Origin of the sequence: Micromonospora sp. LA-10, from assembly GCF_051853095.1 — a bacterium.
Lineage (GTDB): Bacteria > Actinomycetota > Actinomycetes > Mycobacteriales > Micromonosporaceae > Micromonospora > Micromonospora echinospora_A.
In genome coordinates this window covers 4,884,614-4,897,601 of record NZ_CP195710.1, presented here as the reverse complement: position 1 = coordinate 4,897,601, position 12,988 = coordinate 4,884,614, and the positions used below count along the sequence as shown (strand labels likewise).

Here is a 12,988-nt window from a genome sequence, read left to right as displayed (position 1 = left end):
CCGCGAGACGGCCGGCGACCCCGGCGACGCGGAGACCCCGCACCCAGAAGGTGACGAATGACTACCGTAGATCTCGCCGACCCGACGGTCACCAACCCCTTCACCGGCACCATCGACCTTCCGCGCTCCGCCGAGGGCTGGACCCAGCTCGTCACCCCGGACGGACGCCTGCACCCGGACGTCGACGTCGACCGCGACGCCCTCGGCCGCCTCACCCGCGACCTGTACCGGGGGATGCGGCTCGCCCGCCGCCTCGACGACGAGGCGTTCGCGTTGCAGCGACAGGGCGAGCTGGGCCTGTGGCTGCAGTGCCGCGGACAGGAGGCCGCACAGGTCGGCTCCGTCGCGGCGGTACGCGCCGACGACTACGTCTTCCCGAGCTACCGCGAGCACGCGGCGGCCCTGTGGCGCGGCATCGGCCCGGCCGACCTGCTCCGCCAGTGGCGGGGCGTCGCGCACAGCGGCTGGGATCCGGAGCCGTACTCGTTCCACATCTACACGCTGGTCCTGGCGGCCCAGCTGCTGCACGCCACCGGGTACGCCCTCGGCGTGCAGCGCGACGGCAGCGACATGGTCGTCGTGACGTACTTCGGTGACGGCGCGGCCAGCGAGGGCGACGCGAGCGAGGCCATGAACATCGCCGCCGTCAACAACGCGCCGATGGTGTTCTTCTGCCAGAACAACCAGTGGGCCATCTCGACGCCGACGGCCTCGCAGACCCGTACGCCGATCCACCGCCGCGGCGCCGGGTTCGGGCTGCGCAGCGAGTGGGTCGACGGCAACGACGTGCTCGCGGTGTACGCGGTGACGTCAGCGGTGACCGAGCACGCCCGCACCGGCAGCGGCCCCGCGATCGTCGAGGCCACCACGTACCGGATGGGCGGGCACAGCACGTCGGACGACCCGACCCGGTACCGCACCGACGACGAGCTGGAGTCGTGGCGGGCGCGGGACCCGCTGGCCCGGGTCGAGGCGCTGATGCGCGCCGAGGGCTGGAGCGACGAGACGTTCCTCGGCCAGATCCAGGCCGAGGCGGACGAACTCGCCGACCGGACCCGCCGGGAGTGCCTGGCCCTGGCGGCGCCGGACCTGACGGACGCCTTCGCCACCGTGCTGTCCGACGTGCCCCAGCTTCTGCGGGAGGAGCGCGACGCGTTCGTCGCCTACCGCGCCTCCTTCCTCGACTGACGCCCGCCCCGATCGGAGAACTCGTTTCATGCTCACTCTCTGTCAGGCACTGAACAGCGGCCTGCGCCGCGCCATGGAGGACGACGACAAGGTCCTCCTGATGGGCGAGGACGTCGGCCGCCTCGGCGGCGTCTTCCGGGTCACCGACGGCCTCCAGAAGGACTTCGGCGAAGCCCGGGTGGTGGACACGACCCTCGCCGAGTCCGGGATCATCGGCACCGCCATCGGCCTGGCGCTGCGCGGGTACCGCCCGGTCTGCGAGATCCAGTTCGACGGCTTCGTCTACCCCGCGTTCAACCAGATCGTCTCGCAGCTGGCCAAGATGCGGGCCCGCACCGGTGGCCGTACCGCCCTTCCGGTGGTGGTGCGCATCCCGGTGGGTGGCGGCATCGGCGCGGTGGAGCACCACAGCGAGTCGAACGAGGCGTACTTCGCGCACACCGCCGGGCTGCGCGTCGTCTACTGCGCCAGTCCGGACGACGCGCACTGGATGATCCGGCAGGCCGTCGCCGGTGACGACCCGGTGATCTTCTACGAGCCGAAGCGCCGCTACTGGGTCAAGGGCGAGGTGACGCCCGAGAACGCCGGGCCGCCGCTGCCGCTGGACCGCGCCCGGGTCGTGCGCCCCGGCGCCGACGTGACGCTGCTGACGTACGGCGGCACCGTCGCCACCTGCGTCGCCGCCGCCGAGGCCGCCGCACAGGAGGGACGTGACATCGAGGTGATCGACCTGCGGTCCATCTCCCCGCTCGACGTGGCCACGGTCGAGGAGTCCGTCCGCCGTACCGGGCGGGCGGTGGTGGTCCACGAGGCCCCCACGTTCGCCGGATTCGGCGCCGAGGTCGTCGCGCAGGTGACGAGCCGGTGCTTCTACTCGCTGGAGGCGCCGGTCGAGCGGGTCGGCGGCTTCAACCTGCCGTACCCGCCGGCCAAGGTCGAGGAGGAGTACCTGCCCGACCTGGACCGGATCCTCGACGCCGTCGACCGCGTCCTCGCCGCCTGAAGGGAGAGGTGTCAATGACAGTTCAGCAGTTCCGCCTGCCCGACGTCGGCGAAGGACTCACCGAGGCCGAGATCGTCACCTGGCGGGTCGCGCCGGGCGACACGGTGCGCCTCAACGACATCCTGGTGGACATCGAGACCGCCAAGGCCGTCGTCGAGCTGCCCAGCCCGTACGCCGGTGTGGTGGACCGCCTCCTCGCCGAGGAGGGCCAGACCGTCGACGTCGGCTCGCCGATCATCGCGATCCGGGCGGCGGGCGACGGCCCGGCGGCGCCCGCCGACGGGCCCGCCGCCGCGCCGCCGACCGCGGACGAACCGGCCGCCGAGGAACCGGCGGCGGAGCGGACCGCGGTGCTCGTGGGCTACGGCGTGTCCGCGCAGGCGCGGACCCGCCGGCCACGCCGCGCCACGCCGTCGGTCCGCCCGGCCGAGCCGGTCCGCGGGCCGCACACGTCCCGACCGCCGGTGCTCACCAAGCCTCCGCTGCGCAAGCTCGCGAAGGACCTCGGTGTGGAGCTGGCCGACGTCCGCGGCAGCGGTCCCGGCGGTCTCATCACGCGCCAGGACCTGCTCGACCACACCGCCCGGCCCGCGCCCGGGGCCACCGAGGCGGTACGGCGGGACGAGCGCCTGCCCGTACGCGGGGTGCGCAAGGCGACGGCGGCCGCCATGGTCGCCAGCGCGTTCACCGCGCCACACGTCACGGAGTTCCTCACCGTCGACATGACCGGCACCGTCGAGTTCGTGGACCGGCTGAAGCAGGACCCGGCCTTCCAGGGCGTGAAGGTCAGCCCGCTGCTCGTGGCGTCGCTGGCGGTGCTGGACGCGATCCGCCGGTACCCCGACGTCAACGCCCGGTGGGACGAGGAGAACCAGGAGATCGTCCGGTTCGCCGACGTCAACCTCGGCATCGCCGCCGCGACGCCGCGCGGCCTGCTGGTGCCGAACATCAAGGCCGCGCACAACCTGGGGGTACGGGACCTCGCGGTCGCGCTGAACGAGCTGGCGGGCACCGCGCGGGAGGGCCGTACCCGTCCCGCCGACCTGTCCGGCGGCACCATCACCATCACCAACATCGGTGTGTTCGGGGTGGACGCCGGCACGCCGATCCTCAACCCCGGTGAGGCGGCGATCCTCTGCCTCGGCGCGCTGCGCCGCATGCCGTGGGTCGTCGACGAGCAGGTCGTTCCCCGGTGGACGGTGCAGTTGTCGCTGTCCTTCGACCACCGGCTCGTGGACGGGGAACTGGGCAGCCGGGTACTCGCCCACGTCGGGCGGTTCCTGGAGGACCCGCTGTGGGGCCTGGCCCTGCGCTGAGGCCCCGGCAGACGGACGGCGCGTGGACGGACAACGAGGTCCGTCCACGCGCCGTCGCCGTACGCGCCGAGCGCGTCAGTCCACTACTTCGAACCCCACTCCGGCCGACGGCCGCGGCGCGACGTCGTCCGCCGCCGCGATGGGCTCGCCGATCTCCTCGGACGCGGCGAGCCGGAACCGCACGTACTCCAGCTCACCGGAGAACTCGTGCCGGGCCGGGTAGCTCGGCGACACCGGCGAGTGGATGCTGCGCCCGATGTCCATGCCCGCGAACCCGTGGAAGAACGGCAGCAGTCGCGGGAACAGCGCCTCGCCCGCCGCCTCGCCGTCCACGTACAGGCGGCCGGCGCCCTGGCAGTCGGCGGTCTTCGTCAGCTCGAACGTCAGCTCCACCGGCCCGAGCGGCAGCTCGCCCTCGGACCGCAGCACGTGGTGGTCGCCGAGATAGTTGTACTCGTACACCAGGTGGTTGTCCTTGATGTGCAGCACGTAGCCGCCGCTGACGTTGCCGAGCGCCACGATCACGCCGCCCTGCGCGGCGTCGGTGCGGCTCAGCCGCGCGGTGATGGCGTGCGAGCGGTTCATCGTCGGCGGCGCCGCCGCGCCGGAGACCGTCGGCACGCCCGCCAGGTAGGTGAAGACCAGCCGGTCCCGCACCGACCCGGGACGTGGCACCCGGGCCCGGATCGCGAATCCCCTGTCGTCCAGCGGCAGCACGTCGTAGCGGGCCGCCTCGATCCAGAACTCCTCGACGAGACGCCGCAGCACCTCCGGGTACTCGGCGGCGAGGTCCCGGCTCTCGGTCGGGTCCTCGTCGATCCGGTACAGCTCCCAGCGGTCCTCGTCCCACGAGGTGCCGCGCTCGTGGAACGCGACAGCCTTCCAGCCCTGGTGGTAGATGCCGCGGTGGCCGAACATCTCGAAGTACTGGCGGTCCCGCGACGGCGGCGCCGCCGGGTCGCGCAGCCCGTCGCGGAAGCTGCGGCCGTGCAGCGGCATCTGCGGTACGCCCCGGCGCACCGCGGGTGGCTGCACCCCGACGAGGTCGAGCACCGTCGCGGTGACGTCGATGCTGTGCTGGAACTGCGTCCGCACCTGCCCGCCGGGCACGTCACCGGCCGGCCAGCTCAGCACGAACGGCACCCGGACCCCGCCCTCGTGGGTGTGCTGCTTGTAGCGGCGGAACGGGGTGTTGCTGACCTGCGCCCAGCCCAGCGGATAGTTGCTCTGCGCCCGCGGGCCGCCGATCTCGTCGATCCGGTCCAGGCTGTCCTGGAGGTTCTCCGGCACCCGGTTCTGGAAGGCGGTGGGATTGAGCGTGCCGAGCGGCGTGCCCTCGGGGCTCGCCCCGTTGTCCGACATGACCACGAAGATCGTGTTGTCCAGGCGGCCGATCCGCTCCAGGAAGTCGACCAGGCGCCCGAGCTGGGCGTCGGTGTGGTCGACCATCGCCGCGTACGCCTCCTGCATGCGGGCGAACAGGCGCCGCTGCTCCGGCGGCACGTCGTCCCACGGCACGACGCCGGGGTTGTGCGGCGGCAGCGGCGCGTCCGGCGGGATGATGCCCAGCCCGATCTGCCGCCGGTGCCGGTCCGCGCGGACGACGTCCCAGCCCCTGTCGTAGCGGCCCCGGTACTTCGCCAGGTACTCCGGCGGCGCCTGGTGCGGCGCGTGCGCGGCGGCGTACGCCAGATAGAGGAAGAACGGCTTCTCCGGCGTGAACGACGTCTGGTCCCGGACGAACCCGATGGCCCGGTCGGTCAGGTCCTCGGTGAGGTGGTAGCCCTCCTCCGGGGTGGCCGGCGGGTCAACCTGGTGGTTGTCGTGGACCAGCTCCGGATAGAAGTTGTCGGTCTCGGCCTCCAGGAAGCCGTAGTACCGCTCGAAGCCGCGGCCCAGCGGCCACTGGTCGTACGGCCCGGACGGCGTGGTGTGCTCCAGCGGCGCGACGTGCCACTTGCCGACCGCCATGGTGTTGAAGCCGGCGTCGGCGAGCATCTCCGCGACGGTGGCGGCGGCGTGCGTGATCCGGCCCCGCCCGCTGGGGAAGCCGCTGTCGAAGTTGGACAGCATGCGCATGCCGACGCTGTGGTGGTTGCGGCCGGTGAGCACGCTGGCCCGGGTCGGCGAGCACAGCGGCGAGGTGTGGAAGTTGGTGTACCGCAGCCCGGACGCGGCCAGCCGGTCGATCGTCGGAGTGTCGATCTCGGCGCCGAAGCAGCCGAAGTCGGCGAACCCGACGTCGTCCAGCAGCACGTACACCACGTTCGGGGTGCCCGGGGCGGCCGACGGCGGCGCGCTCCAGTGCTCCGTCGACTCGTGGTAGGTGCGCCCGATCGTGCCCTCGTACGGGGGGTCCGCCAGCGAACTGGTCACGGTGCGCCTCAGCCGGCCGTCGTGCCGCCGTCGAGGACGAGCGTGTGGCCCGTCACCATCCGCGCCTCGTCGCTGGCGAGGAACACCACCGCGTCGGCGGAGTCGCGCGGCGTCGCCATGCGGCCCAGCGGGATCGACGCGCGGAAGTTCTCCCGGGCGCTGTCCGGCACGTCGCCCATGCCGCCCAGGAACGCCGAGAGCATCGGCGTCTCGGTCGCCGCCGGGGCGATCGCGTTGACCCGGATGCCGTGCGGCGCCAGTTCCAGCGCCAGCGCCTTCATCAGGCCGATGACGCCGTGCTTGGCGGCGGTGTACGGCGCGTACCGGGGGCGGGCGATGACGGCCTGCAGGGACGCGGTGAACACGATCGAGCCGCCGCCGGCCTCGATCAGCGCGGGCGCGGCGGCCTGCGCGGTCCAGAACGCGCCCTTGAGGTTGACGTCGATCACGCGGTCCAGCGTCGCCTGGTCCACCTCGTCGACCGGGCCGGTGAACGGCGTACCGGCGTTGGCGTGCATGAGGTCTAGCCGCCCGAACCGCTCGACGGCGGTCTCGACGGCGGCGCGGCAGTCCTCGGCCCGGGTGACGTCGCAGGCCACGCCGACGACGGCGGACCCGAAGCCGGCGGCCGCCTCGGCGGCGCGGTCGCCGTCGAGGTCGGCGATGACGACGCGCGCGCCCTCCTCGACGAGCCGGCCGACGGTGGCCAGTCCGATGCCGCTGGCGCCTCCGGTGACGACGGCGACGCGGTCAACCAACCTCATGTGCTGCTCCTGTTGAATCGGTCCAGGAGGTCGCCGCTCAGGGTGGGCACCGCGGACAGCAGCCTCTGGGTGTAGGGGTGCTGGGGGTCGGAGTAGATCGATTCGGTGTCACCCGTCTCGACGATCCGGCCCTGGTTCATCACCGCGATCCGGTCGCAGAGATACCGGACCACGGACAGGTCGTGGGAGACCAGGATCAGGGTCAGCTTGAACTGCTCGGCCAGGTCGGTGAGCAGGTTGAGGATCTGCGCGCGCACCGAGACGTCGAGCGCGCTGACCGGCTCGTCGCCCACGATGACCTTCGGCCCCGCCGCGAGGGCGCGGGCGATCGCGATGCGCTGCCGCTGGCCGCCGGAGAACTGGTGCGGGTAGCGGGTCACCGCCTCCTCGGGCAGGCCGACGGAGTGCATCAGCTCGGCCACGCGGGCCCGGTGGTCGCCCGGCAGGCGCAGCGCGCGCATCGGCTCCGCGATGATGTCCGCGACGGGCATCCGCGGGTTCAGCGACGACATCGGGTCCTGGAGCACCATCTGCACGTCGCGCCGCAGGAACGCGAGCCGTCGCTCCGGTACGCCGCTGATGCGCTGGCCGTTGTAGAACGCGGTGCCCGACGTCGGCTGGTCGAGGGCCATGAGGATGCGCGACAGCGTGGACTTGCCGGAGCCGCTCTCCCCCACGATCCCGAACGCCTCGCCCTCGTGGACCTGCACGCTCACGCCGTCCAGCGCGCGAATCGGCTGCCCGGGCGTCCGCAGGGACCGCCGGGGCGACCGGTACTCGCGCACCACGTCGACGGCTTCCAGCAACGGGGTGGTGGTCATGCGCTGGCCTTCCCGCTTCCTAGGGGCTGGTCGCTCTCGATCGGGTGGTGGCACGCGGCCCGCTGGGTGCTACCGGGCGGCGCCGTCAGCAGCGGCACGGTGCGGCAGACGTCGTCGGCGCGCGGGCAGCGGTTGCGGTACACGCAGCCGTTCGGGAAGGACCCGAGCGACGGGACCCGGCCCGGGATGGTCGACAGCCGGCCGGTGCCGTCGGTGCTCTCCAGCACGGTGGACGCCCGCAGGCCCGCCGTGTACGGGTGCCGTGGCGAGTCGAAGACGGTGGCCACGTCGCCGTGCTCGACGATCGAGCCGCCGTACATGACGAGCAGTTCCTGGCAGATGCTGGCGACCACCGGCAGGTCGTGCGTGATCAGCAGCAGGGACGCGCCCTCCTCCCGCACCAGCGTGTCCATCAGCCGCAGCATCTCCGCCTGCACCGTGACGTCGAGCGCGGTGGTCGGCTCGTCCGCGACCAGCACGGCCGGGTCGCACGCCAGCGCGATGGCCAGCACGACGCGCTGGCGCTGGCCCCCGGAGAGCTGGTGCGGGTACTTGCGCGCGGTGCGGTCGGGCTCGGGCAGCTGGACCCGTTCGAGCAGTTCGACGGCGCGGGCGGAGGCCGCCGCGCGGTTCATGCCCTTGTGCAGCCGCAGCGACTCGGCGACCTGGTTGCCGACCCGCATCAGCGGGTTCAGCGCCGTCATCGGCTCCTGGAACACCATGGCGATGTCGTTGCCGCGGACCGCGCACATCTGCTTGTCGGACAGGTCGAGCAGGTTCCGGCCGTTGAGCAGCACCCGCCCGGACGCCGTCACGCCGTGCGGCAGCAGGCCCATCAGGGCGAGCGCGGTCAGCGACTTGCCGCAGCCGGACTCGCCGATGAGCCCCATCCGGCGTCCCCGCCCGATCTCGAACGAGACGCCCTTGACGGCCTGGATGTCGTGGACCTTGACGACGAGGTCCTCCACCACGAGCCCGCTCACGCCGGTCACCGTCCTCTCAGCCGCGGGTCGAGGGCGTCGCGCAGCCCGTCGCCCATGAGGTTGAAACCGAGCACCGACAGGGCGATGGCCAGACCGGGCCAGACGGCGAGCATCGGCTGCACGACGAAGTAGTTCTGGGCCTCCTGGAGCATCCGGCCCCAGGTGGGGGTCGGCGGCGGCGTGCCGTACCCGAGGTAGGACAGCGCCGCCTCGGCGAGCACCGCGTGCGCGAACGACACCGACGCCTGGACGATCAGCAGGGCCGCGATGTTGGGCAGCACGTACCGCACCATGAGCACCACGCCCCGGCGGCCGTAGCTGCGCGCGGCCAGCACGAAGTCGCTCTGCAGCACCTGCATCGCGCCGGCCCGGGTGAGGCGGCCGAACACCGGGACGTTGGCGACGCCGATCGCGATCATGCCGGTGAGCGTGGAGGCGCCGAAGCCGGCCGCCAGGATGATCGCCAGCAGGATGGCCGGGAAGGCGAAGACGATGTCCAGCGCCCGCATCACCGGCTCGCTGAGCCAGCGGTGCCCGGTGGCGGCGAGCAGACCCAGCGGTACGCCGACCGCCGCGGCGATCGCGACGGCGACCACACCGACGAACAGTGTGGTCCGCGCGCCGACGAGGATCTGGCTGACGATGTCCCGGCCGAAGTGGTCGGTGCCGAGCCAGTGCTCGCCGCCCGGGGAGAGCAGCGTCTGCGACGGGTCGACCCGGGTCGGGTCGTACGGCGTCCAGAGGAACGACACCAGCGCGGTGAGGACGACCAGGCCCACCAGGCCGGCGCCGATCACCAGCGTGAGGTTCCAGCGGCGGCGCGGCTTGACGGGGCCGGCCGCGACGACGTCGGCGGTGGCGTCCGGTGGGGCGTCGGCGACTGATGTCATGCCTTGCTCCTCAGCCTGGGGTCGACCGCGTGGTAGACCACGTCGACGACGAAGTTGATCAGAAGCACCGCGGCCGTCAGCACCATCACTGTGCCCTGCACCTTCAGCAGGTCGCGGTTGCCGACGTCCTGCAGCAGCATCCGGCCGAGGCCGGGCAGGCCGAAGACGTTCTCGATCACGACGGTGCCGATGAGCAGCGTCGCCAGTTGCAGACCGAGGACGGTGATGACCGGGATGGCCGCGTTGCGCAGCGCGTGCCGGGTCAGCGCCTGCGTGCGGCTCAGACCCTTGGCCCGCGCGGTCTGGATGAAGTCCTCCTGCATGACCTCGACCACCGCGGACCGGACGTAGCGCATCAGGATCGCGCCCTGCGCCACGCCGAGGACCAGCGCCGGCATCAGCAGGGCCCGCACGGCGCCGCCGAAGTCGTCCCACCCGGTGAACCCGCCGGCGGGCAGCCACTGCAGCTTCACCGCGAACACGGTGATGAGCAGGATGCCGAGCCAGAACGACGGAACGGCGATGCCGACCTGGCTCAGCGCCGACAGCGCCGTACCGATCGCGGTGCGGCTCTTCACCGCGGCGAGGATGCCCAGCGGTACGGCGATGAGCAGCGCCAGCGTCATCCCGGCCAGGATGAGCGGCACTGTCACGCCGAGCTTGTCGGAGATCTCCGAGCCGACCGAAACCCCGCTGAGCGGCGAGATCCCGAAGTCACCGCGGATCAGGCCGCCGGCCCACTCCAGGTACCGCTCGCTGAACGGCCGGTTCGTCCCGAACTGCTCCCGCAGCGCCTCCAGCGCCTCCGGCGTGGCGTTCACGCCGAGCATCGCCTGCGCCTGGTCGCCCGGCAGCAGCGACAGCATCGTGAAGACGAGGATCGACGCGGCGAACAGCGATACCGCGAGGATGGCCAGCCGCCGGACGAAGTAGATCACCATGCGTGTGTGCTCCCACTCCGAGTCATGGCCTGATCATCACCATCTTGGTCACGGTCAGCTCCTCCATGGCGAAGCGCGGTCCCTCCCGGCCGATGCCGGAGTCCTTGACGCCGCCGTACGGCATGTTGTCGGCGCGGAAGCCGGGCACCTCGTTGACGAGCACGCCACCCACGTCGAGGCGGCGCACGACGTCGAGGGCCACCGCCAGGTCGCGGGTGAAGACGGCCGCCTGGAGCCCGTAGCGGGACCGGTTGACCAGCTCGACGGCCGCGTCCATGTCCGGCACCGACCTGACGCACACCACCGGCCCGAAGATCTCCTCCGCCCAGCACTCGGCGTCCTCGGGGACGTCGACGAGCACTGTCGGTTGCAGCACCCGGCCCTGCGCCGTACCGCCGGCCAGGCAGCGCGCGCCGCCGGCGACCGCGCGGTCCACCCACGAGTGGACCCGCTCGGTGGACGCCTCGTCCACCAGGGCGGACACGCGGGTGTCGGCGGACCGGGGATCGCCGGTCGTGACCGTCTCCAGCAGCGGCTGGAGGCGTTCCAGCAGCGCCTCGCGGACCGGCTCCTCGACGATCACCCGCTGGACGCTGATGCACGCCTGGCCGGAGGCGTAGAACCCGCCGCGTACGACCGCTTCCGCGGCCCGGTCGAGGTCGGCGTCGCGGCCGACGACGAGCGCCGCGTTGGACCCGAGTTCCAGCAGCACCTTGCGCGGGGCCGCGGCGCGGGCGATCTGGTGGCCGACCTGCGCGGACCCGGTGAACGACACGGCGGCGACGCGCGGGTGGGTGGTCAGGAGCTTGCCGACCTCGACGCCGCCGGTGACGAGCTGCACGCCGGCGGCCGGGCAGCCCGCCTGGCGGAACAGGTCGATCAGCACCAGCGTGGCCAGCGGCGTGTTCGGCGCCGGCTTGACGATCACCGGGCAGCCCGCCGCCACCGACGGCGCGACCTTGTGCGCGGCCAGCAGCAGCGGGTAGTTGAACCCGGTGATGCCGACGACGACACCCACCGGGCGGCGTACCCAGAAGCCGAGCATGCCCTCGCCGGCCGGCTGCATGTCCAGCGCCACCGTCTCGCCGGTGAGGTGCCCCACCTCCTCGGCCGCCGTCTCCAGCGTGACGAGCGTGCGGGCGACCTCGACCCGGCAGTCGACAAGCGGCTTGCCGGTCTCCAGGACGAGCAGTTCGGCGAGGTCGTCGGCGCGGGCGCGGATCTCGGCGGCGACGGTCGTCAGGATGGCGCGCCGCCGGTGGCCGGGCAGGCCGGCCATCTCCGCGGCGACCTCGTGCGCGGCCTCGACCGCAGCTTCCGCGTCGGCGGGGTCACCCCAGGGCGCCTGGGTCACGGTGCTGCCGTCGTACGGGAAACGCACCGGCGCGGTCTGCGCGGTGGTGGCCCAGCCGGCGCCGATCGGCAGTCCGGCGGGCAGCGCGGCCAGCAGCTCCTGCGCGGTCACGACGCCTCACCCGCCCGCGCGCCGGTGGCGCCGGTCAGGAAGGCCAGCGCCGCCTCGGCGTAGACCTTGGTCTTGCGGACGATGTCGTCGACCTCGACGTACTCGTCGGGCTGGTGGGCGATCCACTTCGGGCCGGGGCCGTACACCACGTTCGGGATGCCGCTGTCGCGCCACAGGATGGTGCCGTCGGTCGCGCCGGGCACGCCGCCGAAGACCGGCGCGGTACCGGTGACGGCGCGGTGCGCGTCGGCCACGGCGAGCGAGATCGGGTGGTCCTCCGGGGTGACCGCGCACGGCCGGTCGTCGACCACCTCGACGGCGAAGCTGACACCGTGCCGGGCGCCGATCGCGTCGGCGTCGGAGCGGACACGCGCGGCGAGGGCGGCGTGGTCGACGCCGGGGACGGTCCGGCAGTCCACGCCGAGGACGGCGCGGCCGGGGATGACGTTGAGCTGGTCGGCGGAGCCGGCGTCCAGCACGGTGGGGGTCAGGAACGTCAGGCCGAGGTGCTCGTGCTCACCCGGGTCGGCCTGGAGCTCCTTCTGGAACCGGCCGAGCGCGGCGACCAGCTCGGCCACGGCGGGGACGGGGTTGCGGCCGTGCTGCGGCATCGCGCCGTGCGCCATCTTGCCGGTGCAGGTGACCAGCAGGCGGACCGCGCCCTTGGCGACCGCGCAGATCTCCTCCGCCTCCGGCTCGCAGATGATCGCGGCGTCCACCTCGCGGGCCAGCGCGGTGGTGGTGAAGTGCTTCGCGCCGAGCATCTGGCCCTCCTCGTCCACCAGGGCCGCCACCACGATCCGGCCCGGGAACGGCCCGGCCAGCTCGACGGCGCGGGCCGCGTGGATCATCGCGGCGACACCGGCCTTCATGTCGGCGGAGCCGCGACCGTACAGCCGCCCGTCGACGATGTCGCCGCCGAACGGGTCGACCGTCCACTCCTCGGGAGAGCCCTCGGTGACGACGTCGGTGTGCCCCTCGAACATCAGCGTCGGGCCGGGCAGGCCGCCGTCCACCACCGCGACGACGTTGGGCCGCCCGGGGACGACCTCGGTGACCTCCGGCCGCCAGCCGAAGCCCCGCATGATCTCCGCGACGAGCTCCGCCACGGGCTGCTCGCTACGCCCCTGCGCGGCGTCCCAGGTCGAGGGGATGCGGACCAGGTCCTGGGTGAGCGACACGACGGCTTGCTCGTCCACGAGATGGCCGGCGCGGAGGGAGGCATGGGTGTCCGACGTCAT

Annotated in this window: 11 protein-coding genes; 3 read left to right on the top strand and 8 right to left on the bottom strand. The window is 72.8% G+C overall.

Annotation, left to right across the window (positions count from 1 at the left end; translation table 11 throughout):
• Positions 1-57 precede the first annotated feature (57 nt).
• Genes ACSDG8_RS23110 through ACSDG8_RS23100 form a run of 3 tightly spaced genes read left to right on the top strand, consistent with a single transcriptional unit; the run spans position 58 to position 3,507 of the window.
• Positions 58-1,188: a thiamine pyrophosphate-dependent dehydrogenase E1 component subunit alpha gene (locus ACSDG8_RS23110; protein WP_210893916.1), complete on the top strand. Its 1,131-nt coding sequence runs from the start codon at positions 58-60 to the stop codon at positions 1,186-1,188.
• 28 nt (positions 1,189-1,216) lie between these two features.
• Complete coding sequence (locus tag ACSDG8_RS23105) at positions 1,217-2,191, top strand: alpha-ketoacid dehydrogenase subunit beta (RefSeq protein ID WP_210893914.1); 975 nt, start codon at positions 1,217-1,219, stop codon at positions 2,189-2,191.
• 14 nt (positions 2,192-2,205) lie between these two features.
• Positions 2,206-3,507, top strand: coding sequence for a dihydrolipoamide acetyltransferase family protein (locus tag ACSDG8_RS23100; protein WP_210893912.1), 1,302 nt, complete (start codon positions 2,206-2,208; stop codon positions 3,505-3,507).
• A gap of 75 nt (positions 3,508-3,582) precedes the next feature.
• Here ACSDG8_RS23100 and ACSDG8_RS23095 read toward each other — a convergent pair whose 3' ends face one another.
• From ACSDG8_RS23095 to ACSDG8_RS23060, 8 genes are read right to left on the bottom strand one after another with little or no spacing between them, the layout of a single operon-like run.
• Positions 3,583-5,883 (bottom strand): arylsulfatase, encoded by a 2,301-nt coding sequence (locus ACSDG8_RS23095; protein WP_210893910.1) that lies wholly within the window; start codon positions 5,881-5,883, stop codon positions 3,583-3,585.
• An 8-nt stretch (positions 5,884-5,891) separates the two neighbouring features.
• Positions 5,892-6,647, bottom strand: coding sequence for an SDR family NAD(P)-dependent oxidoreductase (locus tag ACSDG8_RS23090; RefSeq protein ID WP_210893908.1), 756 nt, complete (start codon positions 6,645-6,647; stop codon positions 5,892-5,894).
• Positions 6,644-7,468 carry an ATP-binding cassette domain-containing protein gene (locus ACSDG8_RS23085; protein WP_210893906.1) on the bottom strand — a complete coding sequence of 275 codons (825 nt, stop codon included), beginning with the start codon at positions 7,466-7,468 and terminating at the stop codon, positions 6,644-6,646. The genes ACSDG8_RS23090 and ACSDG8_RS23085 overlap by 4 nt, the downstream gene beginning before the upstream one ends.
• Positions 7,465-8,451, bottom strand: a complete 987-nt coding sequence (locus ACSDG8_RS23080) for an ABC transporter ATP-binding protein (RefSeq protein WP_307856234.1) — start codon at positions 8,449-8,451, stop codon at positions 7,465-7,467. Before ACSDG8_RS23080 ends, ACSDG8_RS23085 begins: the two co-directional genes overlap by 4 nt.
• Positions 8,452-8,456: 5 nt before the next feature.
• Complete coding sequence (locus ACSDG8_RS23075; protein ID WP_210893902.1) at positions 8,457-9,341, bottom strand: ABC transporter permease; 885 nt, start codon at positions 9,339-9,341, stop codon at positions 8,457-8,459.
• Complete coding sequence (locus ACSDG8_RS23070; protein WP_210893899.1) at positions 9,338-10,282, bottom strand: ABC transporter permease; 945 nt, start codon at positions 10,280-10,282, stop codon at positions 9,338-9,340. Before ACSDG8_RS23070 ends, ACSDG8_RS23075 begins: the two co-directional genes overlap by 4 nt.
• A gap of 22 nt (positions 10,283-10,304) precedes the next feature.
• Positions 10,305-11,747 (bottom strand): aldehyde dehydrogenase family protein, encoded by a 1,443-nt coding sequence (locus ACSDG8_RS23065; protein WP_210893898.1) that lies wholly within the window; start codon positions 11,745-11,747, stop codon positions 10,305-10,307.
• The gene (locus tag ACSDG8_RS23060; RefSeq protein WP_210893896.1) at positions 11,744-12,988 is read right to left on the bottom strand and encodes a M20 family metallopeptidase; all 1,245 of its coding nucleotides are present in this window, start codon (positions 12,986-12,988) and stop codon (positions 11,744-11,746) included. The genes ACSDG8_RS23065 and ACSDG8_RS23060 overlap by 4 nt, the downstream gene beginning before the upstream one ends.

What these genes read in the sequence shown, in the direction of transcription:
- ACSDG8_RS23105 (WP_210893914.1), top strand. Translation starts at nt 1,217, where the DNA reads ATGCTCACTCTCTGTCAGGCACTGAACAGCGGCCTGCGCCGCGCCATG.
- ACSDG8_RS23075 (WP_210893902.1), bottom strand. Translation starts at nt 9,341, where the DNA reads ATGACATCAGTCGCCGACGCCCCACCGGACGCCACCGCCGACGTCGTC.
- ACSDG8_RS23085 (WP_210893906.1), bottom strand. Translation starts at nt 7,468, where the DNA reads ATGACCACCACCCCGTTGCTGGAAGCCGTCGACGTGGTGCGCGAGTAC.
- ACSDG8_RS23100 (WP_210893912.1), top strand. Translation starts at nt 2,206, where the DNA reads ATGACAGTTCAGCAGTTCCGCCTGCCCGACGTCGGCGAAGGACTCACC.
- ACSDG8_RS23090 (WP_210893908.1), bottom strand. Translation starts at nt 6,647, where the DNA reads ATGAGGTTGGTTGACCGCGTCGCCGTCGTCACCGGAGGCGCCAGCGGC.
- ACSDG8_RS23110 (WP_210893916.1), top strand. Translation starts at nt 58, where the DNA reads ATGACTACCGTAGATCTCGCCGACCCGACGGTCACCAACCCCTTCACC.
- ACSDG8_RS23070 (WP_210893899.1), bottom strand. Translation starts at nt 10,282, where the DNA reads ATGGTGATCTACTTCGTCCGGCGGCTGGCCATCCTCGCGGTATCGCTG.
- ACSDG8_RS23060 (WP_210893896.1), bottom strand. Translation starts at nt 12,988, where the DNA reads ATGACGTCGGACACCCATGCCTCCCTCCGCGCCGGCCATCTCGTGGAC.